General features: G+C 47.3%; 19 protein-coding genes and 1 pseudogene. 13 read left to right on the forward strand and 7 right to left on the reverse strand.

The genetic code is table 11. The annotated features are described in order from the left end of the window. Positions 1-186: 186 nt before the first annotated feature. A pseudogene (locus ACFFGT_RS10290) lies at positions 187-306 on the forward strand (ATP-binding protein); the annotation flags it as partial. A gap of 74 nt (positions 307-380) precedes the next feature. Here ACFFGT_RS10290 and ACFFGT_RS10295 read toward each other — a convergent pair. After that, complete coding sequence (locus tag ACFFGT_RS10295; RefSeq protein ID WP_377022440.1) at positions 381-3,122, reverse strand: PAS domain S-box protein; 2,742 nt, start codon at positions 3,120-3,122, stop codon at positions 381-383. 824 nt (positions 3,123-3,946) lie between these two features. Here ACFFGT_RS10295 and ACFFGT_RS10300 point away from each other — a divergent pair. The 4 genes from ACFFGT_RS10300 (at position 3,947) to ACFFGT_RS10315 (ending at position 7,132) form a co-directional block, all read left to right on the forward strand. After that, positions 3,947-4,630: a hypothetical protein gene (locus ACFFGT_RS10300; protein WP_377022441.1), complete on the forward strand. Its 684-nt coding sequence runs from the start codon at positions 3,947-3,949 to the stop codon at positions 4,628-4,630. 224 nt (positions 4,631-4,854) lie between these two features. After that, positions 4,855-5,454, forward strand: a complete 600-nt coding sequence (locus ACFFGT_RS10305; protein WP_377022442.1) for a Crp/Fnr family transcriptional regulator — start codon at positions 4,855-4,857, stop codon at positions 5,452-5,454. A gap of 56 nt (positions 5,455-5,510) precedes the next feature. Continuing rightward, positions 5,511-6,803 carry a hypothetical protein gene (locus ACFFGT_RS10310; RefSeq protein WP_377022443.1) on the forward strand — a complete coding sequence of 431 codons (1,293 nt, stop codon included), beginning with the start codon at positions 5,511-5,513 and terminating at the stop codon, positions 6,801-6,803. 11 nt (positions 6,804-6,814) lie between these two features. After that, complete coding sequence (locus ACFFGT_RS10315; protein ID WP_377022444.1) at positions 6,815-7,132, forward strand: hypothetical protein; 318 nt, start codon at positions 6,815-6,817, stop codon at positions 7,130-7,132. A gap of 1,041 nt (positions 7,133-8,173) precedes the next feature. Here ACFFGT_RS10315 and ACFFGT_RS10320 read toward each other — a convergent pair. From ACFFGT_RS10320 to ACFFGT_RS10335, 4 genes are all read right to left on the reverse strand, one after another. Continuing rightward, on the reverse strand, positions 8,174-9,772 hold the full coding sequence (locus tag ACFFGT_RS10320) for a DUF6119 family protein (protein WP_377022445.1): 1,599 nt from the start codon (positions 9,770-9,772) through the stop codon (positions 8,174-8,176). A 257-nt stretch (positions 9,773-10,029) separates the two neighbouring features. Continuing rightward, complete coding sequence (locus ACFFGT_RS10325; protein WP_377022446.1) at positions 10,030-10,698, reverse strand: response regulator; 669 nt, start codon at positions 10,696-10,698, stop codon at positions 10,030-10,032. Positions 10,699-10,704: 6 nt separating this feature from the next. Then, positions 10,705-12,144, reverse strand: coding sequence for a tetratricopeptide repeat-containing sensor histidine kinase (locus ACFFGT_RS10330; RefSeq protein WP_377022447.1), 1,440 nt, complete (start codon positions 12,142-12,144; stop codon positions 10,705-10,707). Between the two features lie 262 nt (positions 12,145-12,406). Continuing rightward, positions 12,407-12,556, reverse strand: coding sequence for a hypothetical protein (locus tag ACFFGT_RS10335; protein WP_377022448.1), 150 nt, complete (start codon positions 12,554-12,556; stop codon positions 12,407-12,409). Between the two features lie 316 nt (positions 12,557-12,872). On the opposite strand from ACFFGT_RS10335, the gene ACFFGT_RS10340 reads away from it, so the two are divergent. The 6 genes from ACFFGT_RS10340 (at position 12,873) to ACFFGT_RS10365 (ending at position 16,356) form a co-directional block, all read left to right on the forward strand. Beyond that, the gene (locus ACFFGT_RS10340) at positions 12,873-13,739 is read left to right on the forward strand and encodes a hypothetical protein (protein ID WP_377022449.1); all 867 of its coding nucleotides are present in this window, start codon (positions 12,873-12,875) and stop codon (positions 13,737-13,739) included. 67 nt (positions 13,740-13,806) lie between these two features. Next, positions 13,807-14,097, forward strand: a complete 291-nt coding sequence (locus tag ACFFGT_RS10345) for a DUF3892 domain-containing protein (RefSeq protein WP_377022450.1) — start codon at positions 13,807-13,809, stop codon at positions 14,095-14,097. 25 nt (positions 14,098-14,122) lie between these two features. After that, positions 14,123-14,503: an HNH endonuclease gene (locus ACFFGT_RS10350; RefSeq protein WP_377022451.1), complete on the forward strand. Its 381-nt coding sequence runs from the start codon at positions 14,123-14,125 to the stop codon at positions 14,501-14,503. 4 nt (positions 14,504-14,507) lie between these two features. Then, positions 14,508-15,077 (forward strand): hypothetical protein, encoded by a 570-nt coding sequence (locus ACFFGT_RS10355; RefSeq protein ID WP_377022452.1) that lies wholly within the window; start codon positions 14,508-14,510, stop codon positions 15,075-15,077. A gap of 2 nt (positions 15,078-15,079) precedes the next feature. Beyond that, a complete protein-coding gene (locus ACFFGT_RS10360) occupies positions 15,080-16,078 on the forward strand; it encodes a DUF4407 domain-containing protein (RefSeq protein ID WP_377022453.1) in 999 nt (332 codons plus the stop codon). 17 nt (positions 16,079-16,095) lie between these two features. After that, positions 16,096-16,356, forward strand: a complete 261-nt coding sequence (locus ACFFGT_RS10365; protein ID WP_377022454.1) for a hypothetical protein — start codon at positions 16,096-16,098, stop codon at positions 16,354-16,356. Between the two features lie 248 nt (positions 16,357-16,604). Here the strand turns inward: ACFFGT_RS10365 and ACFFGT_RS10370 are convergent, their stop codons facing one another. Next, complete coding sequence (locus tag ACFFGT_RS10370) at positions 16,605-16,814, reverse strand: hypothetical protein (RefSeq protein WP_377022455.1); 210 nt, start codon at positions 16,812-16,814, stop codon at positions 16,605-16,607. 413 nt (positions 16,815-17,227) lie between these two features. Continuing rightward, entirely contained in the window at positions 17,228-20,863 is a 3,636-nt protein-coding gene (locus ACFFGT_RS10375; protein WP_377022456.1) for an FtsX-like permease family protein, read from the reverse strand. A gap of 285 nt (positions 20,864-21,148) precedes the next feature. Here ACFFGT_RS10375 and ACFFGT_RS10380 point away from each other — a divergent pair, with 285 nt between their 5' ends. Further along, a complete protein-coding gene (locus tag ACFFGT_RS10380) occupies positions 21,149-22,264 on the forward strand; it encodes a FecR family protein (protein ID WP_377022457.1) in 1,116 nt (371 codons plus the stop codon). Positions 22,265-22,428: 164 nt separating this feature from the next. Continuing rightward, positions 22,429-25,992: a SusC/RagA family TonB-linked outer membrane protein gene (locus ACFFGT_RS10385; protein ID WP_377022458.1), complete on the forward strand. Its 3,564-nt coding sequence runs from the start codon at positions 22,429-22,431 to the stop codon at positions 25,990-25,992. Position 25,993: the final 1 nt, after the last annotated feature.

Here is a 25,993-nt window from a genome sequence, read left to right on the forward strand (position 1 = left end):
GTTTTTTGAGCAATACCGGCGCTGATTTAATAAACTTTTATCCAGGGCAAAAGCATTTTGCCTGAATAGGAGAAGAAATAATGAAAGCAGGAAACGGAACCTTGCAGTTTCCGGATGGAGGTAAGGATTTTATCATTTTATTTAGACTGATTCCGTTCTAAAAACGGCGCTTTACAGACTGGTCTTGGCCCGGGACTGTATATCTGCGCTGCAATCGTTAAACAGCATGGCGGCGAAATAGGAGTAGAGCGCGAACCCGGAAAAGGCAGTGCGTTTTGGTTTACACTGCCGGTTAAAGGTAGTTAGCATAACGAAATTGCGCGAGTTTCCGGACCATATTGTACTGCCCGGATCTCCATAAGAGGACAACATCCGGGCGACTAATCAGTTTCCAGCGGCAGGCTGAAATAGAAGGTAGAGCCCGCACCCGGTTCGCTTTCCGCCCAGACCTTTCCACCATGACGCTGAATGATTTCGGAGCTTAAATACAGCCCGATGCCAAAGCCGGCAATATGCCGCGTTTGAGCAGCTTCCACCCGGTAATATCTGTCAAATATTTTACCGAGGTCTTCCGGTTTGATCCCCATGCCTTCGTCTTTGACGCTGACAATGACTTGTCCGTCCCTGGTGGTGCAGGTGATTTCCACAGCTGCCGCCATTGGCGAATATTTGATGGCGTTACTGATCAGGTTGGAGATCACTGAGCCGATTTTATCCCGGTCGGCATTTACTTCGATCGGGGGACAGCGTTCAAACCGGATCTGGTTGCTGCCGACAGTCAGGCTGGCTTCATCTATCATATCCGTGATCAGCTCTCCGATATCAAAAGACTGCTTTTCGATATGGATCTTACCTGACTCTAACCTGGAGATGTTCAGGAATCCGTTGATCATGGTGGTCATCCGCTTAACCTGCTGATTGGCTTTTTCCATCGCATTCATCAGAAAACTATCCCCGCTGGCCTTCAGTTTGGTGTTGGTCACCTGGATGATCGCGCTGAGCGAAGTAAGCGGTGTTTTGAGCTCGTGGCTCACCATGCCAATAAAATCACTTTTGCGGGTCTCGTCCAGTTTCTTTTCAGTGATATCACGAGCGATCTTGGAGAGCCCGATGATATTTCCCCGCGAATCTTTGACCGGGGAGATCGTCAGCGATACATCGATCAGGCGGCCATCTCTGGTACGCCTCTTAGTCTCAAAATGCTGTACACGCTGGCCGGCCCTTAAACGCGCCAGGATCTGCGGTTCTTCGTAATGCAGCTCTTCGGGGATGAGCTTATAAATACTTTCGCCGATCATTTCCCCGGCTGTATAGCCGAAAATACGTTCAGCGGCTGCGTTCCAACTGGTGATCACGCTTTCAAATGTTTTACTGATAATGGCGTCATCAGAAGACTGGATGATTGCGGCCAGCTTGGCGCTTTGTTCCTCGGCGGTTTTGATATCGGTGATATCAAGCACGGTCCCGATGAAACGGATCGCCTGCCCCTGGTCGAAGTACACCGTACCCTGGACCTTGATCCAGCGGATTTCCCCGTCACCAAAGCGGACGATACGGAAACTGAGCTCATAATGCCCGCCTGTTTCGGGGTCTATAGCTTTTTGTATCCGCCGCTGCACCCAGTCGTGGTCTTCGGGGTGGATATGCTCGGAAAAAGTGGCAAATGTCGGGTTTTGATCCTCCGGTAAACCATAGACCTCCCGGCATTCCTTCGACCAGTAGAGCGCCCCGCTCCGGGGATCGTAATCCCAGGTGCCCAGGCGTGTGGATTCGATAGCCATGCGTAAACGCGAGGAACTGGCCTCCAGTTCATGGTTCGAGGTTTCCAGGCGCTGCTGCATCGCGGTCAGCTCTTCATTGGTAACGGTCAGTTCCTCGTTAGAGGCAGCCTGTTCTTCATTAACGGCGACCATCTCTTCGTTGATCGCCTGCAACTCTTCCGAAGCCTGCGCCAGTTTTTCTTCCCATAGTTTGCGTTCAGTGATATCCCGGGTAGTACCGGCTACCGCTTCAACCTCTCCTCTCTCATTGAGCACGGGTATTAAGATATAATCATAGATCCGTTTGCCCAAAGTGGCGTGCGGAAAAGCCACTTCACCCCTGACAGGCTTTTTGGTGGCCCTGACCTGGTCGATCTCCCGCTCGTGCATCGCGGCATGCCATTCTTCATAGCCATTTTCCCGCAGACCTTTCCCGACCGCGGTATCCCAGGTTTTTCCCCACATGGCCAGCAACGCGCTGTTCACATAGGTGAAATGGTAATCAAGGTCCCAGACATACATCAGGTCAGGCGTGCCAGAGGTGATCGCTTCATAAACCCGTTTTTGCCGGTCAGCCTGTTCCCTGGCTTCACGCAGGGCATTTTCTATCCGCTTGCGTTCCGTAATGTCGCTGGCCGTGCCGAACCATTCCACAATATCGCCCTGATCGTCCAGAACAGGGACCGCGCGTGAAAATGTCCAGCCCGGGGAACCGTCGGCACGCAGGACCCGGTGCTCCAGTTGAAATATTTGTTTCTTACGGACGGCCTCATCAATCGTGGCGTTGACCATTTCCATATCATCCGGATGAACGTTCCGTGTGCGCCAGCCGGTGATCGGCCCATGGGTATCCTTCAGAAATCCGCGCCCGTCCAGTTCCCGCATTACCTCCCAGTCTGCGCTCAGGCTGTAGATCACATCGGACGAGGCGGTAATCAGGGCCCTGAGACGTTCCTCGCTCGCTATAATAGCCCGGCGCTTCTGAGCCTGCCAGGTGTTTTCGATCGCCCAAACCGCGATCCTGGTAACTTTGCCTGCCGTATTCATTACCGCGGCATAAACGAAAGTCACGAAGATCATCTCCTCGCGGCCGTGGCGGACCAGCATCAGTTCCGCTTCATCGGTGTGAAAAGTTTCGCCGGTTTGGGCGACATTGTTAAGCGCGGCCTCATAAGCTTCCCGCGCTTCGGAGAAAGGATCCCAGTACCATTTGCCGATAATCGCCTCTTGGGGTTTACCTGTGATCTCCATGAATTTGTCATTGAGCAATTCCGCCTTGAAAGTAGCGGCATCGAGTATACAAATGCCGATCGGGGCACTTTGTACCACGCTGTATAACTGCTCATTGTCCTGTAAATGCATAATCCATTCAAAAACCAAAAAATAAATATTTTGTTTGGATCAGGATACGTGCATTTTTTTATAAAAAACGAGTGGGCGTTTTTGTGTGCGTAAAACATAGGGCTAAATACGGAATCCATAACCAAGTAGCCCATAATCCACTTTTATTTTTATTTACCAATGCGTGCTGCAAAGAAAGCTATCCGGGCATATGATTGGACAAGCATGTTAAATAACACCCTGCACCATTGGCAACGATTAAAAAAAGGTCTCAATGCAGGCTGCCCCAATCTGAACCTCTGATAAATGTCTCAGCTGGCAGTGCTTATTTTTGCCTGTAATCCGGTTCCCTAACCTGCCCTGAATGGTTTCAATGGCAATGATGTTTTTATAGGGTGGCTGATATTAAGGCGCTGAAGGTCCAGCTTTTTTAATTTTGCAGTAAACCATTTATCATTTACAGCTTTTCGGTTTCCGGACGATTATGCATGCTTTTTTGATATTGATCAAATGCCCTGCGGGAATTGCATCTTCTTAACTTTGGCCGCCCGTCAGCTGATCATCCCGGAATCTGTAGTCAAACCAAGTTTATTGATCAATTTATGTATAGTTGCAGGACAAAATGAGAGTTGTTGGTCTCAAAGAAATAAGCGCCGGCATGAACTATATAAGCCCCGCTAATCAATTGATCCTTCAGATTATTTTTGATTTTGATCAAAGCCCCTAACTGCAAACCGGTCTAACTTTGACTTCAGAATACCGGTAGCAGCGCGTAAGACAGCACGCGTCTTAAGCCCGGACGTTCAAAAAGGAACCGCGGTGAATACCCGCTAAATGCAGTAACTATGGAATTAAAGGACCTGCAAAACTATCCCTTTGACTGGCTTGATGAGATTATTGAGACCAGCCTGAACCCGGAATGTGCGATGGAAATCCGTGCCAGCCCGGAAAAACTTGCCGGATGGCAGCAGCGGCTTGGCTTAGAGACCAGCAATATCTGGAAGGGCCTCAAATCACAAACATTCCTGCTCCTGAGCCGGAAAAAGATCGAAACCATGCTGATCCAATACCAGGAAAGCCTGGAAGAACTCAAGCGGCAGGCCATGGTCAATATGGCGGCTTACCCCGAAGATGACCCTCTTGGCAATTTCTGCGGGCAGGTATTGTCGGAACTCGAAAAGCTGCAAACACAATTTCTCCGCAGGTATGCCGGTTACCTGAACAGGACAGGAGCAGGTAAAATATCCCGGGCCGGCGCTGAGGCACAGCCCCCGCTCTTCAAAGTAACCTGCCGGCTCAGCGTAGACCAGATCGCCATCATCCTGAAAGCAGCGGACGATACCAGGTTACTGGCAGCGCGTTCCTTCAGCCTCGTATTGCGCAGCATAACGCCTTACCTTTCCACCGAAAGAATGCAGGACTTTTCCTGGAAAAGCGCCAGGAGCAGTACCATGAAAATGGAAGAAAGGGACAAGCAGCTGACCATAGCCGCGCTGGAACAAATGATCAAAAAGATCCGGGACTATTGACGGATGGCCAAAGTTATGCTAAGGCCGTTCCGATATATATATAGAAAATAAGTGTGAATTATTAAAATAAATTATTTACTATCAATGAATTAATAGGATTGTTGATATTTTCTGATATTAAATATATTAATTTAAATAGTTATTTATTAACTTCAGATTATTATCTGTTAATCAAAAGCTAAATCCTGTAATGGAATGCCGGTTTGACCGTAACCAAATCTGCTATGGATAATAACAGCCAACTGACAGAACTGGATATCCTCTTCCAGATCCTGACCATGATCGCGCCCCTTTCCGGCGCCTTGCGTAAACGCTTCGAGGATTTTATCATCAAAAAAGAATACAAAAAGAAACATTTGCTGCTGCGGGAGGGGGAGGTGTCCCGGCGCATCTATTTTATCGCATCAGGTTCAGCCCGGGCTTACCACCTGGATCGTGACGGACGGGAACATACCAGCTGGTTTATGACAAAGTATGATCTCATGATCTCCGTTTACAGCTTTTATACCCAGCAGCCGGCTATGGAATACATCGAGCTGCTCGAAGACACCGTTTTACTGTCCATGACCTGGGATCAGCTCCAGATCATCTATGCGGAATTCCCCGAATACAATTTCCACGGCAGGCTGGTCACTGAAAAATATTATATCATGTCCGAAGAACGCGCCATCCTGCTGCGTAATAAACATCCCGCCGAGCGTTATAAACTGCTCCTGCAGAAACATCCGGATATTACCCAGCGCGCCTCACTGGGCCAGATCGCATCCTTTCTCGGGATAACCCTGGAAACCCTCAGCAGGATCCGGGCCAGGAAAGAAATTTGATTTGGATCAAATAATTCATCCCGGGCACTACCCAATTTTGTATAAAACCACCCGCTATGAAAAGAAAAACCACGTACGCATTCCTCGTATGCATGATGTTTCTCGGTTGCAGGAAAGAACAGCAAAAGACAGTTCCGCAACCCATCCCGGACCTGAAACTGACCCTGGACCAGGTCCGGGCCTATTACAAAAGTGATACAAGTACCAATATTTTCTGGGATAAAGCCACTTATGTCCCTAATGGTAAATCGCCTTACTGGCTCGTCGGGCTCGGGGGCCGCCCGCGCTTTCAAAACCTTGACCTCGGCTACCGGCAACTGGTGTTTTACCTCGACAGCAGCAGGAACATCAAAAGCCGGATCCTGGAAATTATTCCGGATGCAACCTACCTGCAGCGAAGGCGAAGCACATCCGGAACCGGTTTTACCGGGAGGATCTTTATTTACGGTCCGGATTACCACCTGTTATCCGGAAAGATTTATGCCGATGGTAAACCGGTCGGGCAGATCATACCCCGCATGGCAGCCGAAAAGCCGCTGAAAACAGACATGCTCCAGCCCGTTGTTGAATGCGGCTGGTCGGACAGTAATTATGTGGATGGCGACGGAAACGCAGTCATCTATTCGGAACGGCTGTGCGCGACCGGCTTTCTTGACCTCGGCGGAGGGGACGGCAGTTCCGGGGATGCCGCACCTTTCGGCAGTCCGCCGCCGGTTGGCGCCGGCGGATCTGCCCCGGCGGCAGCACCATCCGTATCGAACCTGCCCGGAGAGAGCAAAGACGGCATAAACCCCAAAGATTTTATGAAATGCTTTCAAAACATACCGGACAACGGCGCGACCATGAAAATAACCATATATGTACAGGAACCCTGGCCCGGGACAACCTTTAATGCCGGCCCTAACAGCGTCGGCCATACCGCTATCAGCCTGACCAAAACCAGCGGAAGCACCAGTATTACCCAAACCCTCGGGTTTTACCCGGACGCGACCGGTTTCGACAAAATGCACGCCCCCTCGAAACTCGTTGACAATGGCGGTGACCTTGACTACAGCGTCAGTATTACCTATGACGTCAGTGCTGAGAATTTTAATAAGATCGTCAATTATATCAGTTCGCCACCGCCCACGTATGACATCACCGATTTTAACTGCACCAACTTCGTAAACAGCGCATGCCTTGCAGGCAATATCAACCTGCCTAATCCCATTACCTACTCTGTCCTATACCCGAAAAGCCCCGTCCTTGCCCCCGGGGCACTCGGCGACAGCATCGAGAAACTAAAAGGAAATTCAAACGTAAATACAGCAGGCGGAAATACACCATTCAGTAAAGGCCCTTGTAACTAACAATGTAATACATGAAAAAAGTAATCTTAATAGCATCAGTGATAATAGCATTGAGCAATTTGCCAATTTTTAATTTTTTCCTTCAGGAAGATTTTAGATATCAAAATTTCGATGGATCATTCCTTTATAAAGAAGAACCAGGGAAAGGTAAATCCTTTATTGGCTGCATAAGGTCATATGGACATTTTCTTTGCGAGCATCCCGAAAGAGATAGGGGAGACAACCGCCTTTACCGCACATTCACCATTAAACCCTGGCGGTTCTGGCAATGGTCAGAAATGTTATTCAGCGAAAGGTACCGGCTTCCTTATAAGCAGCCCGGTAATTAGTAAAAAAAAGAGGAGTCAACCAACTCCTCTTTTTTATTGGCAATTATTATCTGTTAACTGCCTTATCCTATAAAGAACTCCGGTTGGTTCTACGGCGGTGTTCAGGCCCGGATAAGCTTGTTCAACTTCTGTGAACCAATTTACTTCGAGCGCGTCCAGCATCCTGTTCAAGTTCAGTAAAGTGTTATTCGTTCCCTTTCGTACATGGGGCGAGGGTAGCCAAATTCATTTGCAAAGCTTTATAGTTCGTATATACTCTTGACAACTGAAAATATTTTAAAGGCTGAGCCATGGTATAAAATATCATATCGCTGCTGCAAAAGCGATTGCCGAACGGGCTGAAAAAGAACGAAGGGCTGCCAAAGAGAATTTGGAAACGGTGAGGTCAGGAAAATGACAGGCTCAGATCGGTTATTAGCCGATGGTTATTTACAATTAGGAGAAAGTGGCCATGTGGCTGCGAAAGTTGGCTGCATTACACCATGGCTTCACCCTGGGTTTCAATACGCCGCCGCACTTGCAGAAATGCATTCGTCCTTCATACACGCTTCCTTTCCCGCCCGAAAATTAACGCAACAGATAGATGAATTTTTCGCTTACGGAAAGCCGTAATTTGAAGTAATGAATCTGAGCGATAATTGTAAAAAAAATAATTATGGAACAAGTTATAGCAATCAAACCAGGGCCAAAGCCAAAGAAAGAAGATGGCTCAGATGATAGAAGACGTCATGTTGATCCTCCTAACGCGCCTAAACACCCAACCCTGCCTCCTCACAATCCGCCAAAACCAAGAGGTAAGTAGGGTTATTAAATCAAGAAGTTCGTCCCTTCGTATATCAAATCATTCACGATTTAACTCGAGTTTGTTTGGGACGGGCTTTCTGATTCTCACCAAGTTAATATAGATGAGTGTGCAATTTTGTAGTGTCTGGTCACCGATCATAACTGATGCCTCTTCCGTAAGAACGTTGGCTATTAAACGATGACCGAGTTGCCAAACTAAGCATAGCTTGCGGTGACGTAGCCTTTGTCAAGAATCGATCATACGTATTCTACCCAGTCTAACCGGAAGTTATAACCCATTCGCTTGATCTTTTGATAAGTGTCATAAAGAATAATCTTGGAAAAGAAAGGTAAAGTGAATTCAGGCCCTTTTTTCAATATTCTAAAAACAATCGTAGTATTAGCTGGGACTACAGCCGCCAAAGGAAACAAGGCTTTGGTGGTAGTGTTCGTAATTTTGCTTCGAAAACCGCTTCGGAAAGTTTTATCAGTTAATAATAATCTTGCAGAAACAGTGCCTTGATTAAACAAGTGACTTAGCTTTGCAGAGCTACCCCCATCCTTTACATGGATTACCTCGGCTTGATCATTTATGATGTCGCCATATTCTAAGGTGTTCTTCACACCATGATTGTTATAAAGTTTTCTATCAAGTAATTCATCTCCAGCGCGTAGCGAATTTTTAAGATATCCTTCTTCTGTTGTCTCATTTGTTTGTTCGCCTGATTTAAATTCATTACTATTACTGAGCTGTATGAAAAATCGAGAAACAGTTTCATAATGATCGGCGTCAAGTTTAAACCAAGTGCCGCTAGTAAGGATATAAACCGCACCTTGATAATCAATTTCTGTTGTCAAACATCTATAAAATGGAAAGCTTTTGAATACCTTACCATGGCCGTCGTGAAGATCAAGACTGATTGCTGTCGGATTGTGGGCGAGTTGTTGGTATCCCGAACTTCGGTATTCAGCAACCCAATCTGATATGGTAATCACGTCGAATTCTTGAGTTGACTCAAAGCCTCCAAATGTTATGTAATCAAGATTTTCCAGTTCGACGATAGATGGATAGGACAATACAAATTCGTGATTCCCATTATGGGCAACCAAATCGCTTAATGCACTTTCAAGTGAGAGATTCAATGCGTCAATAATTAAAGGATCTTTTTCTGGAGCTATAAAATCAATCCACTTAAAATTAGTTTGATAGCTGGTCGCTGCATAACGATGCATTATTTGACTGCTCTTTCGAACAACTGAGGTGCCTTGCATATCTACCGTCATGCTCAAACTGGAGCCTCCCGTTAGAGTTTTTGCAAATGATGCATCAACTGCCTTTCCGGATATCTGGCTAACGAGATCTTGCAAAATATCGACGTCGAACTCGTCGATACCAGCCTGTGTAGCAACCTGTACTCTTTTGTTTTTTGCTTTTTGATTGATGGTATGAGAGTCTAAGCTTTTAATGCCATTTGAATCAATGGAATTAAGTACTACTTTCAACCCAAAATCCCATTCCGTGAAACCGTCGTTGATACTCAAAAAGCCATAGCCGAAAATGTAGATTAAGTACTGATTTCCGACCGGTATAAAAAGTAATGCTGCGGCTCCTTGATTTGTTAAAGCTGGTAAAAGCTCACCGGCCCCTTCTTCGATGAAGCCTTTCCATGGCGGCATACTCTCATATGCTTGCCCATAATAAAGTTCTGCCCCAACAATACTGCCCCAGTTATTTACCGGCCCGGCAAGAGTGTGCCTTTTTTTCAACAATTCTGCAATTGAACGCCCAGGTCTGCCTAATTTTATTGTGAACTTCATAGAATTACTATCTTTCAAATCCACAAAGTGCTCGGCCATCCTTTTCCGCCTCGGATAATTTCATTTTTACGATACGATGCTGGCAATGACTTAAGCCTCGGCAATCAGACCGCAAATGATATTTTTTTCCTTTTGCTCCGCTACAAATGTAAACCGTTGTCGAAGATTTACGCGTTGTATCCAGGGACAAAAGCAGGAATAACAATAGTGTCTTCATATAATTAATTAGGATAAAAGAATCAGATCAAAAATAACCAGTGTGGCATCGTCAATCTTACGGAAAACCGTAATATTGGTCAAATCATTCCCAAGTCCTTGCAAAAGCCGATCAGCTGCTGATTTTTACTAAAATTCATCGCTAGCCTCATCAATTTCAAACGTTTTTCCACACTGCTTAAACCAAAGGGAGGCATCTCGTTCAACTCCAGCCAATCTGCGATTTCCTTTTGCGAATACCCCTCGTTAAGCAGGCGAACGATTGCCTTGTCACGGTCGGTAAAATCATGCTTGTTCTCCTGCGCAGCAAGTGAGCGGTACTCGCGTGGATAATAGCGCCGGTTTTGCGCAAGTTGTTCCAGCGCCTCTTCTAAGTGTTTTGCATCGCCCCGCGATTTACGCACATATCCATCTATCCCCAATTCCTCATACAACCGACGGATCATGACAATTTTACTTTCAGCAGAAAACACTAGCACCTTAAGGTCCGGCTGCAAAATTTTTGCTTTTCGAATTAGTTCCATGCCATCTGGCAGCTGCTTTGCGGTACCTTCATCCTCAAAGTACAGGTCCGTGACCAGCAAGTCGTATGGACGCTGTTCCGAAGCTGCCTTCGTCAATAAAGATATCGCGTGACCGGTATGATAACTGTGTAAAGGACGTGGTAACTGCAGGTGCTCCAGCGTTATTCTGAGCGACAAATTAGCAATGTCCTGATCTTCAACAATAAGAATATTTTCAAACTGCATATTATATTAATGAATAATCGGTAGTTGAATTAAAACCCGGAGCCCCTTCGCCTCCACACCATCAAAACTAATAGTGCCATTCAATGCTTCAATACGGGAAACCGTATTATGCATTCCTTTCCCGGCAGTCTCTTTTCCTGCCAGTCCGACACCATCATCGCGATATTCCAGGCATAATCGCCCGTCTTTAGCGTAAAACCCGACATAAGCTTGCGTTGCTTTACTATGTTTGCTCATATTAACCATCAGTTCCTGCAAAACCAACAACAATTCTTCTTTTACACGCAAACTAACTGCTTGCCACAACTCCCCTTCATTCCCATTCACCGCAAGTCGTAAGGATTGTTTTTTAAAAGCGTACAACATAGTGCTAATCCTTTCCGTAAAATCTGTAACTGATTCCGGCTCATCATGTGCAACGTTTCTGGATACATCATACATGTTTTCCAGTTGATCGAGCAAGATTGTACGATCGATTTCCGGAAGGTGCTCAACTTCGCTCATGATCCGGTAAATACCGTTCGCAACTTTATCATGTACCTTTTGGGACAACCGGAGTTTACTCTCCTGGAGGTTACGATCTGCCTCCTGCTGCATCCGCCGTTTACGCCATTTATACAGCCAAAAGCCAAAGGCAGCGCCAGCCAGCGCTACCAGTGTTACAACAAGCAACTGATACTCACTTTCGGTATTTTTCTTCTGAAGTTGTATATTCTCGGCTTTGGCTTTTTCTACATTGTACCGGATCAGTGCAAATTGATTTTTTGCTACGTTCCGTTTTCTTTGAATACTGTCGTTAAGCCGCTGGTAGCTATGAAAATAAACCCTGGCATGTGACAGGTCAGACAGCGGGATCAAGCGCTGCAAAGCCGATAATTGCTCTTCTCCGCTGCGCAATGTCCCCGACAAGGATAACATTCGTTCTGCATAAAATATAGCCGAGTCCGGCTTTCTGCTCCCGTAAACGTCAGCAAGATGTTCGTAGCTGGACGTTTCGCCCCACCTATCAGTATCACGTATCCTTATATTGAGTGTGTGCTGTAATTCATTCACCGGGTTATAACGGTCATCCTGCATCCATTTGGTAACCGCAATATTCGTCAATATGCGGGCGCGGGTGATACGGTTTTTTCCATAAAGTTTTAACGCTGCGTAATAATTAATAAGGGCCTGAGGAAAATCCTTTTTGTCTTGATAAGCGTTTCCCAGATGATTATAAAAGTAGGATTTGGTTTCAGGATCTTTGACAAAGCGCAATGCTAGCTGATAGTAAGCGATAGCCTGGTTAGGATTTCCGAGATTTGCAAACGTCAAACCCAGTTCATCATAATCGGTAGCAAGATAATCCCGGTCGGCCGGTTTGTTCTCGTCAAGATACTTTAACGACTGGATCAGGCTTTCCTGGGCGCCGAAATTATCCCCTGCATCGGACTGGATAGTAGCCATAAGCCGGTAACACAAGGATACGACCTCCCTATCCGCCGAGTTGGTCGCTCCCTTATTAAAATAAAAGAATGCAGAATCTCTGTTCGAGTTTAAAAATTGATAGCCTTTGCGGTAATCAGTCCACTGATCGGTACGAACGGACGGCTTGTTGTGACAAGCCGTTAAGACAAGTAATAGTAGCCATATATGTGATCGTCTATTCAAGGTTTTAGGTACTAATGTAGCAAAAAAATAAGGCAAGCTCTCACTTGCCTTATTTAAATTAACTGCCTGGTGGCGGTGGTGGTACGTGTCCGTTATCGCCCGGATCGCTTTCAGCATTGATGTTAACAGTAGTGCCACTGTTATTTCGGTTTGTATGTTGCGTAGGATAGGCAAAAGCCAGCCATAACGCCAAAAAGATGTTTAGCATTTTCAAAAAATTTAAAAGGTGAATAAATCCAGCAGGTAGTCCCGGGACTATCCAGGGACATAGCTGCAAACCGCGTAAGAGGCGCCTCTTACTTTTTTTGGGAAGTTTTGGGCATTGATCGCGGAAGCTTTAACCGCTTCCCAAGCCGGATTATCACTCCGCTTTCTTTGCCTGGTAAAAACCATTCGACTCGGTTTCTGAAGCAAATATGGAGTGGCTTAATCGGCTTACAATCAGTTGATTCCAGTATTTACAATATTTCCAGTGTGATTCCGGAAATGCGAATGGAATTCCAAAAAATGTTTTAGATTTATCCTTGAAAAAAATGAAAATGTCTGAGTCTGAGTATAAAGAGTTGGTCCTGGCGGACTATGATAGGCAAATGGCAGAACACTTATTGCCTTCGGAGTTGTTAGTGCCGACACCAGCGAATATCAAGGCCGAGATCGTGAAGATTTGCGAGCAAGGTTCAACATTAAGTGCTGGTGACGAAAAGATATTGCGCTCTTTTGTCGGAGAGAGAGAAAATGCAGCCGCTTATCGTATTGCATTTCAGAATGGGAAAGCCGATCCTTTCAGACAAGTGGTAAAATTATTAGTTGACAGGTCGGTTAATACAAATGTTAAATACGTCAATTTAATGGCTTTGCTCATCGGGTTTCCCGCTCGTCCTTATCATCCCAGTTTGAAGCAGATTGGCCCGCCTATGGCCGGAGTTATGACCGATCAACCTGTTGAAGGCCCAAAAACCTCACAGCCTTTGACGGAAGGCGACGCGCAACCAGGAAAAGGAAACAGCTATAAATTTTTGTGGCTTTTTGCATCGGTCATCATTGTAGGAATGGGCTGGTATCTGATTTCTAAAAAAACAGTAATATACAATAATGGCAAAGAGGACTGTATGATTTGGAGTGATGACCATTATGAACCCATCGAATGCAAGGACCCGTCCACAGCCGCGCCCCATTATCCGATCAAACATGAACTGGTTGATCATTTTAAACGCATCACCAGACCGGATACGCTTACCTATCAATCTGTGCGCAAAGTTTGGTATAGCAATTATAAAGGCAGGATGGAATTTTATACCGACAGCGGCCCCCACCCATTGGACACCAACCTAAGGGTACTACCAATGACGCTCCATATTTTTGAGAAATACGTGCTGCATATTAAAAATTAGCGTTTACGGTTTTCCGTAAAAATCCCCCTGCAACGCGATGTATTTTTGAGACATATTAAAGAATATTATGTCAGTAAAAATCACTTGTATAAAAAAAGATAACGGCAATCATGAAAATCCATATGTTGCTATCAAGAGCATGAATTGGATAAATGAAGCCGATCAAAAAAACGGAACCAGCACCCGCGTTGAAATGCACGATTTTGTAAAAGATGGCGGCGAAGCCTACGTGAAAGATGCCGCCGGCAACAAGGCAAAACTTGTAGCAAAGACAACTGATAAGGGTACAAAGTATGTAAAGACAGTAGCAGATGATGTCAAATCTGATAATCTGCTAAAGCTCAAAGAATGCAGCTAACCGGAACGCTATCCTAAACCTTATTATGCAAATCAATCGTTACAGCACCCCGGGGATCGGGAACCAAAAGCAGGTTGGACGCTACCGGCGTGACGACGAACCGACCGGAGCCGATCCCGGTGCGCCGCCTATTGATCCGCCACCGCACGGCTCTTATGGCAATTTGCTATTAGACCCGCGCTGGAAGGCTAAGCGAAATGAAATCATCAACCGCGATAATGGGTGTTGCTTAATTTGCAAAGGCACAGACGAAATCCAGGTGCATCACCGCCAGTACCAATATATCAAGGAAATGAAAAGATTTAAAGTCCCCTGGGATTATCCCGATTTTCTGATGATCACCTTATGCAAAAGCTGTCACCAACGAGGCCACAGTAAATTCAAAGTACCAGTCCTAATAGTTTGAACTTATGTTTAGTTTTTTTAAACGCGCCGACAATAATGGTGCACAGACTCCGCCCCTCAACGGGCATTATCTGAACCCTGCACCAGCTCTGCCAGAAGTTGAGGAGCGTGTATTTGTTGAAACATCTGCTCCAAAGGAACAGGCTCCGACGCAAACGCAGGTTGATCATCATATTGGTGTGCTGTATTCCTTTATGGATAAAAATCATGAAGTAAAAGGTTATGACGATGCTTTGGTAAACCCTGATGTCAGCAACCTGAACCAAAACCTGGAGGCGCTTAAAAGCGAACTGATCCGGACACTCAATAAAGTAAAAACGTTCTACGAAGATTTTGTCCAGGAAACTGAATTTCACATTACGAGCAGGTCCCGGAGCGGTATGGTAGATATGGTCGAGGAGCTGGAGATGAAAAAAAAGATCGCACAGGGGCATATCGACAAGGTAAAAGCCATCGAGGCTGACACGGCACGCGAGGAAGGGGATTGCAAAGGTATCCTGATCAGCTATACACGGGGTTTCAAAAACGGCCTGGCGGCCATTTCCCACCACCATATTTTATCAAGGAGATTTTAACGATGAAAGACCGTTGGATCAAGTTCGGGTGTTTTCTTACAGGCTATAAATATGAAGTACTGCAAGGCTGCAGTGAAATTGCCCACCGTGCAGTCAAGCGTTACACGGCTGCGCTAATGATCATTTGCATCCTATGGGCATTTATAGGCTATTCCTTTGTTAGCAAATACCTGGCAGCAGAATGGTACTACAGTATTCTTGGAGGGGTTTTATTTGTACTGATCATTTTGCAGGTAGAAAGACAAATTATTCTTTCAGATTCGCAAAGCAAATGGAAATATGGCGTGCGAGCTTTTATCGCTCTGGTAATGGCGGTCATCGGCTCGATTATCATTGACCAAATCATTTTCCGTGAGGATATCAAACACAAAGCATTATTTGAGCTAAATGCGCAGGTTGACTCTTTGTTACCGGCCAAGCAAGCAGAATTAAAGAGACAACTTGCGGAAACGGATTCAACGATAAATAAAAAAGAGATAGATCGTAAAGCTATAGCCGATGACGTCAATAAAAATCCAACGATTAACATTGTCACGAAGCAAACCAACCCTATACTGGTTCCTACTATAAGAGTTGATACCAATAAGACTTCGACAACTCAAAACAGGGTCGTGCAAAGAACGACATCCACAGTTAACTCCATTCAAAATCCAAAGATAGCTATGCTGGCGCCGATGGATCAGCAAATTAAAGATCTCCGATCAATAAAGATCGGACAGGAAAACCGAGTCTTGAAGTTGCGGAGCGAAGTGGAGCAAGAAGCTAAAGCAAACAGCGGGTTTCTTTTTGAACTACAGCTGATGTACCACATCCTGCGGGATTCAGGGCCGGCTTTATTTGTGTGGGCGTTGTGGGCCTTACTTTTGCTAGGTATCGAGATTTTCATCATGGTCAACAAGATGACGCATGGAGAAACAGATTATGATGCGACTATACAGCATCACATGGAATTACAGAAACGCAAATTGAGGCTAATGGCCATGCAAACGCGAGAAGCTTAATAAATTAATATCAAAATATGAATATGGAAGGCGCAATCATCAAAGAACAAGGGGTAACATTTGCTATTGTTATCGTAAAACCACATATCATTAACAATAGTAATGAATGTAGCGAAGCGCGAGCCGCATTTCAGCGGTATTTTCCGGAAATGCCGATTATCCTAATGGCACAAGACCAGAATGGCCGCCCAACTTACCAGGGGCGGAAAGACATTGTTGCTTTTTTGGCAAATGTGCATCCCTCAAGAATCCCCTGGAAACAGTATACTTTTAGCTGATTATTATGTGCTGATCATATCGCAAGTCTTTTGATTCCTGTCCTTTTCTGATCAATTTTTCGAAAAGCGGCATTAGCTGCAATATCAAGAATACAAGAGTCCTTCGGGAGGACAGGGTTCGTCAAATACCATCCCTATTGGGGTTTTAATACCCTCAATAACAGGTGATAAATTATTCATTTTAAATAAATAAAATGGATTCATTTAATAAGAATGATGCCATCTCTCCGTTTTGCAACATTCGCCACTCAAATGATCCCGGCGGCCAGCATCACGGCACCTATAAGTCCTGACTTCATCTCCATCAGGTTGGACTGGCTGTTCCGCCAGCTTTCGCCATTTTTAATAAAGGTGTAGGGTGTCCCGTACATGGTAATTTTGATCTCATTTTCTTTCCGGGAATCAATGACGAAATAATAGCTGCGGTTTTCGAAATGGGCTGCAAGGCGTTCTGACATGGTGCGAAATTACATATTTAGGAGGAGGCTCGCAGCATCCTTTAATAACCTGACATTTTTGAATACTAAAAGCAGGTTTGATTTGTTATGCTAATTACCGGGTGTTCTCAAATAATTAGTTGTTATTTACGATCAAAATGTAGTACGATATTTTATGGTACTACATCTTGATCCTGGTGCTTTTCGTTACATTCGACCTGAGAATATCCGGGATAGTTGTACAATCCCCAGGCAATATCATCACCGAAGCGACCTTCTGCCTGGTAGCCAACTGCATCAAATATACCGGTACGTCCAAATCCGGAATTTTCGATCGGGAGTTTCGAATTTGAAAGTGTCATTATTCAAGTCTATCATACACTTTATTCATAGGTAATCATACATATTTTCATGAACTTACAAATAAGATTTTGCTACTGATTCCGGATACTCTTGACCGGGTTCGTTAGGGCCGCCTTTATGGTCTGGGAAGCCGAAGTTAACATGGCCAGGATGAACATCCCTGCCCCGCTGGCAATAAATACCCACCAGCTGATGGTGGTCCGGTCCGCAAAGCCCTGCATCCATTTGTTCATCGCCAACCATGCCAGCGGTGTAGCGATTACAAAAGCAAGTACAATAAGCATGGTCAATTCAGAGGATAAAAGTACAACCATTTGCGCCACTGACGCGCCCATAACCTTACGGATGCCGATCTCTTTCTTTCGTTGGTTAGCCGTATATATCGTTAAGCCAAGCAGACCCAGGCAACTGATCAATACGGAACAGCAGGTCACCCAGTTCAATAATTTCGAAGTGTTTTGTTCGCCGGTGTAAAGCTGGGCGATGCTCTGATCAAAAAACTGGTAGCTGAAATCCTCTTCCGGGTAAACCGCTTTCCAGGCGGCCTGCATGCTGCCGATAGCAGCTGCCCAATTGCCCGCGGTATTTGATTTTAAAGCGATATGAAACGTACCGTTAAAGTAAAGATTGGTGCTGGTCAGGATTACCAGCGGTATGACCGGTGCGTGTATGGATTCCTGGTGAAAGTCGGCGACGACACCAATAATACGGGTTAGGATTTGACCGTTGAATCCTTGGAGCGATTTTCCAATGGCCTCGTGCGGGTCTTTAAATCCAAGTAAGCGCACCAGGGTTTGGTTGATCAGCACGGTATTAACGGTATCCTGCGGTTGGAGATTTCGGCCGGCAAGCAAATGAATATGGTAAACATCGATGTAATGCCGGTCGCCGAACTTTTCACCGATCTGGTCGAGCTTGACCTCTTTTTTGCCGTCACGATAGACCGCTGAGGCGAAATGCGGGTCATTGGACATAGGTGCGTCCCGTCCGGCGCTGACCCATTCCACCTGCGGAATCGCGTTCAGTTTGTCCATGAACACTTTCACTTTGCCCAGCTGACGGTCCTTCCACGGTGAGTTGATGATCAGGATCGCCTCTTTTTTAAAGCCCAGGTCTTTATGGAGCGCATAATAGATTTGTTTGCTGACCAGGATCGTTGCCATAACGAAAAACTGGGCGATGACGAACTGTGCCACCGTCAGTGATTTTCGCAAAGTGGCGGCGCGTGTCTTGCTGCTTTCATTTTGCACCTGGCCTTTTAATACCAAGACCGGGTTATAGCCTGATAAAATCATAGCAGGGTAAAAACCGGCAGCGAGCGCTACCACAATAGCTAACAGGAGCAGGAATACGGGGATAACCGGCCGGAGGAGCAAACCGGCATTCACGCCGGCCGGGATAAAGCCGGCAAACTCGTGGAGCAGCAAAGGCATCAGGACCGCTGAAAGGCCTACGGCGATCAAGGTGACCATCAGGGTTTCGGTGATGAATTGCGCGATCAGCTGGCCCCGCCGGCTGCCCATGGTCTTACGAATACCGATCTCCCTGGCCCGTTTAACCGAATGCGCGGTGGTCAGGTTGATGAAATTGATACAGCCCAATAGTAACAGGAATACCGCGATCGCTGATAACTCGTAAAGTGTCGTCTTGTTGGCCACCCGGCCATTCCCATAAGTGCCGTAATTGGCGTTGAAATGCAGGTCTGACAACGGTTGCAGATAGAAAGATGATGTGCCGGTCTGCTTTACTGAGGGTGGATAAGTATGCTTGTACAACTGGTTGAATTGCCTGGTCACCCATTCGGCTGAGGAGGATTCAGGCAGCCTGACAAACAGTTGTTGCTCGGGGGTTATGCCCTGGAAACTATTGATCAACACTTGTGTCTTTAAGGCAGGTGTTACCGGTACGGTAGGAAAAGAAATGAAGTCATGGAAGGTCAGGTCTGTATTTTCTGTGATATCTGCGACCACGCCGCTGACCGTCGTTCTGAGAGAATCGTACAGCACCGTTCGCCCGAGCATTTCGCTATAGCTCAGTGTGGGAAAATACTTTTTGGCCTGGCCGGCGGTCAGTACCACATGGTTGGGTTGTGACAGCGCCTGCGCGGCATTGCCTGCAAGCCATTGATAGGAAAACAGCCGGAAATAACCCGCGTCGGCAAGGCTGACATTATCCTGGGCTTTGAAAGCAGTTTGGGACTGGCCCGAGGGGATGGAAACGTTGGGCTGGTACAGGCTGAACAGCCGGGCACTTGCGTCAATACCGGTCAGCTGATCTTTTAATACTTCGATCGCCGCGCCGGATATGCCCGCGTTATAGCTCGTCTGACCGGAACCCGCAGCATTGGTGACCACGCGGTAGATCCGGTCACGGTCTTTGTGGAAGCGGTCGAAACTAAAGTCAAAATGAACCAGTAAATAGATGAACAGGGCGGCGGTGGTACCAACGGACAAACTGATCACATTGATCAGCGTGGAGAGCTTGTTGTTCCAGAAGTTCCGTAAGGTGATCTTTAAATAATTCTTAAACATATAATTGCGGTTTAATGGACCGCCAGCCCATACCGGGATGGCTTTGTGCCGCAATATTATCGCCTCCGGAGCAGAAACGGGTCTCACTTTATAAACTGGGAGTTCTTTCTGTTGTTCGGCCTTGTAATCCGCCGGGCTCCTGCCGGTCAATTGTTTAAAGATCCGGTGAAAAGTGCTTTTCGAATTGAAGCCGGAATCATAGGCAATGCCCATCAGGTTCAGCCGGTCGAACGCGGGCTCCTGCATCTTTCGGATCACTTCCGCCACACGGTATTCATTGACAAAGTCATGGAAGCTTTTTTTCAGACCCTGGTTGATGATCCGGGAAAGTTCATGCGTGGTCAGGCCAAGCGCCCCCGCGAGGGAGCTTAGGGTGAGTTCGGCATCCTGGTAATGCCGGGCGGCTTGCATGGTTTTCTTCAGCCAGGCAGCTTTTCGCTTCAATTCTGCCGGCTTTAAAACGCCTGCCCTTGATGAGGCCACGGTTAACGGGACGGCCGCAGATCTTACCAGGGCTAAAGCCGCCATACGGATCACCAATACGGCCAATAGCAGATAAAAGGGACAATAGGCCCGGAGGGTTAATTGATGGTGGTCATAGATATAGCCCGTGACTGCAAAGAGCAGCCACAATAATCCTAACAAATTCAGACCTGTCAGTGAATTTTGCAGTCCCCTGAAATGACGCCGGTACCGGTCACCTTCGTTAAACTTCAGGTTTTCATAATAGTGAGCTATGGCCCTGTGCGATAAGTATAAATAAACCGTCGCGGAGCAAAACGTCAGCGCCGGAACTGCAAAATTCATATGGAGGGCAAAGATTTGCGTGTACAATTCCAGGCTTAAGGGGATAAAATGGAGCCAGTCCCGGTAACGCATTTTATATGCCGGCCGGGTTGTTTGAAGTACATAGAAGTAAAGCAGCGGCCCGGCAGCCAGTGAAAACCTGAGCGGCAGGCGTTCCCAGCCAGGGAAGTAGCGCGCTAACCTGATATCCCTGCCTAACACCCAGGCCAGCCAGAGGCTCACAACAAATAAAAGCAGGCTCAGCAAACGGTTCGCCGTACGATTCGTATTGCTGACAAAGCCTAATAACAGCACAAAAGCCAGCCCGGTAAAAACCGAGCCCAGCAGCAGGACATCGTAAAGATTAACAGGAAACAGGTATGCTTTCAAATCGATTGATCGGGACAATTTATATTCCAGAATTCTAAACGATTGAAAGGTAACTTATTATACTAAAACTATCGGATAATTCGTGTAACGGAACCGGACACTCAGTGTTCGGTTCCAAATTGGCTGTTAGCATCTTTTTATAATTGCTGATATACAGCAATGAAAGTGTATGATTATTTAGGAATTACGACAGAAAGTTTATCCAAAAAAAAGAATAAAAAAATCTTCCTGTTCAGCTCTGCCTGGCCGTCTTGTATTCAAAACCGGATACACCCGCCAATGGACATGGAAAAGAAAGCGATAAAAGATCTTTTAAATAAATACGCCGAAGGTAAATGCAGCGAAGCGGAAAAGGCGCTTCTGGAATCATGGTACCTCGGATATAACGAAGACCCGGTGAATATTTCCCCCCGGCAATTGCAGGAAGCCGGGGAAAAAATATTCAGGAAACTGCCCGGAGGTTCAAACAACAAAATCAATCGGGGAACGCTCCTGGCGGCAGCTGCAGTCGTTATGCTCGTGATCTCGCTGATCGTGCAGCTTATCTTTCATAAAAATGAGCCAACCGCGGCCCTTAAGCCCCAGGACATTCCCCCGGGTGGCAATAAGGCCATACTGACGCTTGCCGGCGGTAAAAAGATTGACCTTGCCGATGCGGCGACGGGAGGACTCGCGGTTCAACCCGGCATCCGGATCCTGAAAAACGGCTCCGGTCAGGTGGTTTATCAGCCAGTTGATGACCGGAAGGGAGGCGACCAGGCAGGTTACAATACTATTAGTACGCCCGCAGGCGGGATATGGAATATTTGCCTGGAGGACGGAACAAAAGTTTGGCTGAACAATTCTTCCTCCCTTACTTATCCCGCCAGTTTCCGGAACAAACGCGAGCGAAATGTCACCCTCGAAGGGGAGGCCTATTTCGAGGTGGCTAAAGACAAAAAACATCCCTTCACCGTGAAAAGCGGCGGGCAGGAGATAAAGGTACTGGGTACCCATTTCAATGTCCGAGCATATAAAGACGAACAGGTGATCCGCACAACACTCCTCGAAGGCCAGGTGAAGATCAGTACTGCTGACCATAGCAGCAGCAACATATTAATACCCGGAGAACAGGCATTGTTCACCGGTCACACGTTCAGGCTGGCAGATGCGAGCATGGAACAGGTGATGGCCTGGAAAAACGGTTATTTCAGATTTGATAATACTCCTGTCGAACAGGTGATGCGGGAGCTCGCCCGCTGGTACGATATCGAGGTCCGGTATGAAGGCCCGGTCTCTGCAGAAAAGCTAAACGGCAGAATTTCCCGCTCCAAAAATATCAGCAAGGTGCTGACCGCCCTCGAGGCAACCAAAATAGTCCGCTTTAAAGTTGAAGGAAGGAGGGTGACCGTAATGAGATAATATTTCTGTGATAAGAATCAGTTAGTTAAGAAAGCCAGGAAACCGATTCCAGTCGGTAACCTGGCTTTAGCTGGCACCCTTAACAATTTTAAACTATTAACGAACCGCGCTGCCGCCGAACCGTCTCAATTGAACGGCTGCAACGCTCCCAACTCCAACAACGAATGTACAGTTTTTACAAAGAAAAATTGGCAAGGCAGCACCGTCGTGCCTCAACGGTACTGAAAACCTTCCGGCTCGTGGCCCTTTTAATGGCGATCCTCAACATGCAGGCCAGCGCCATGCCAATGACCCAGAAGGTCACTTTAGCAGAGAAGAACAGCACCCTGCTGTCCGTCATGGAAAAGATCAGCAACCAGACCGGCTTCGATTTCATATTGCCGGAAAGGGTCATTCCCTATGCCAGACCGGTGACCATCACGGTACGCCAGGAGGAACTGGCCCCGGTGCTCAAAAAAATATTTGATGAACAACCCCTCGATTATGAACTGCAGGAAAAGATGGTGGTTATCTCCAGGAAAAACCAGGCGCCTGCAGCTCAAAAGCCATTGCCTTCCAAGGCAGCCGTGAACGTAACCGGGGAAGTACGGGATACCTCCGGCAGGCCTTTGAATTCCGCGACGATCCGTATTAAGGGCCGTGACGGTTATTTTTATACCGATGAAGCCGGGAAATTTGCATTTAGCGCTGAAGCGGGCGAGGAGGTTTCGATATCCTTCATCGGTTTTAGACCCTATACCTTTATGGTCAAAGCCGGTATGCCTTACCAGAAAGTCACGCTGTCCCCGGCGACAGCAGCCATTACCGAGGTCAGCGTCGTATCGACAGGCTACCAGAATATCCCCAAAGAACGCGCAACGGGTTCCTTCGCCCAACTGAACAACGAGCTGGTCAACCGCCGTACCGGCACCGATATCGTCAGCCGGCTCGAAGGCCTTGTGCCAGGCTTGCTTTTCAACCGGAATACCAGCGGCTCTTCAAGGGGCAACAGCGATATCAGCATCAGAGGGACGAACACCCTTTTTTCAAACAGCCAGCCCCTGGTCGTACTGGATGGTTTTCCCTTTGACGGCGATATAACCAATATCAATCCGAATGACATCGAAAACATCACCATACTAAAAGATGCTGCGGCCGCAAGCATCTGGGGCGTCAGGTCAGGGAATGGGGTAATCGTACTGACAAGTAAGAAGGGGAAGCGAAACGAAAAACTCGCTGTCGAACTGAACGCCAACGTAAGCGCTTCAGCAAAACCCGACCTGTTTTACAGTCCAGGCTTTTTGAATGCATCAGATTATATCGATATCGAACAGCGGCTCTTTAAGACCGGCTTTTATGACGGGCAGGCCGGCGACCCGCTCCAGGTCATTTCCCCGGTAGTCGATATCCTGACCGCCCAACGGGATGGCAGCCTTTCCACAGCGCAGGCCGATGCGCAGATCAGCGCGCTGCGCAAACAGGATACCAGGGCCCAGCTGGATAAATATTTCTACAGGCGAAGTTTCCTGCAGCAGTACAGCCTGAATTTCCGGGGAGGCAGTGATAAAAGCGATTATTATTTTTCGGCAGGGGAGGATCATAACAGCGCAACACTGGTCGGTAATAACAATAACCGGATCACGCTGAACGCGAACTATAATTTCTACCCCTTAAAAAACCTGCAGCTTTCCGCCGCGGTCAATTATATACAGACGAATGCAGCAGCCAACAGCACGGCCGGGAACATCTCCGCAGGCGGCCGTTACGTCAACTTTAGTTTCCCTTACGAATCTTTCGCCGACGGGAATGGCAACGCATTGCCTATCGTAAAAGGCCTGAACTACGAATTCGCCAAAGACGCGCAGCAACAGGGCTACCTGGACTGGCTTTACCGCCCGCTGGATGAACTCCGGAATGCGGATAATACCAGTTCATCTGTCGAAAACCGGATCAACGCCGGCGCGCAATACCGGATCATCCCGGGCCTGGAAGCCTCGCTGAAATACCAATTTGAAAAACAGGCCAGCAATGCCGGTAATTATTCCAGCCCCGCCACTTTCTATACGCGCAACCTGGTCAACGAATATATGCAGTCAGGCGCGGACGGCAGCTTTACTTATCCTGTTCCCAAGGGGGGAATCCTGCAGCAATCAGACGCGCTGCTCATCTCCCATCATGCCAGGGGACAAATCAGTTTTGACCGGATGATCGCGAAAGGCCACCGGATAAGCGCGATCCTGGGCGCCGAAGTCAGCTCCGCCGTAACGGAAAGCCGCAGCGGGACCGTGTACGGGTATGATAAGGATACGCGGGCAAACTTCGCCCAGGTCGATTACGCGACCTATTTTAACCTAAACCCGGAAGGCGCTACCGCCCAGGTACCGACCAGCCTCGGCTTTGAAAAATTTACCGACAACTATATTTCGTATTTCGGCAATGCTGCCTACACTTACCTCGACCGCTATACTTTTTCCATCAGCGGCAGGATCGACCGCTCCAATTTGTTTGGCGTGGAAACCAATCAGAAATCAGTACCCTTATATTCGACGGGGCTGGCCTGGGACCTCAGCAAAGAACAGTTTTACCGGATCTCCTGGCTGCCGTACCTGAAACTCAGGGCAACGTACGGCTACAATGCCAATGTCAATAAAAGCGCTTCGGCAGTGACGACCCTGCAGCAGCAAAGTAATGCTTACTATTCCGGGGTGCCGTATTTTATCATCAACAGCCCCGGCAACCCGGAACTGCGCTGGGAAAAAGTTCGGATCGCCAACTTCGGGCTGGACTACAGCCTGAAGAATGATGTGCTCTCCGGCAGCTTCGAATATTATACGAAAAGAGGCATTGATCTTTTTGGCAGCTCACCCTTGCCGCCATCGGCGGGCTTTGTTTCCTTTTTTGGAAACACGGCCAGCACATCCGGGCAGGGCTTCGATCTCGTTTTGAATTCGCATAATATCTATAAAAGCGATTTTAAATGGACAAGTAACCTGTTGATCAGCCATGTGATCGACAAAGTAACCGTATACGACAGTCCGGCATCGACCTTAACCTATCTCGCGGCCGGCGACGGTAATGGCGGAAGCATCACGCCCCTTGCAGGGCAGCCCATCTATGGGATCTATAGTTTCAGGTCCGGCCCGCTGAAGCATGATACCGGAGACCCGCAGGGCTTTATTGATGGCAAACTCAGCACGGACTTTAACCAGATCATCTCCGGTACGAAAGTCGGAGACCTCTATTATAATGGCCCCTCAAGGCCGGCCACATTCGGCTCGCTCCGGAATACGTTCAGCTACAAAAACTGGACGCTGTCGGCCAACCTGATCTTCAAGCTTAATTATTATTTCAGGCGGAGTTCGACAGCGTTGTCCTATGACCAGATCGCCTACGGTGGCGTAAACAGGGACTATGCGGACCGCTGGCAAAAACCGGGTGATGAACTAAAAACAAATGTCCCTGCTATCCTTATGCCACCCGCGAACTATGACCGTCAAACTTTTTACCAGTATTCCCAGGCGCTGGTGGATAAGGGCGACCATATCCGGCTCCAGGACATCCGTCTGTCCTATACCTTTAAACCTTTCGGCGGGCAGCGCCCGGTGTTCAAAAGGCTGGAAGTTTTCGGCTACCTGAACAACGTAGGTATCCTGTGGCGCGCCAACAGGGACCATCTTGATCCTGACCTCTATACGGGAGCCTTTCCGCTGCCGCGAACTTTATCCGTAGGCTTTAATTCCAGATTTTAAC

This window comes from Mucilaginibacter angelicae (assembly GCF_042434235.1).
GTDB classification, from domain to species: domain Bacteria; phylum Bacteroidota; class Bacteroidia; order Sphingobacteriales; family Sphingobacteriaceae; genus Mucilaginibacter; species Mucilaginibacter angelicae.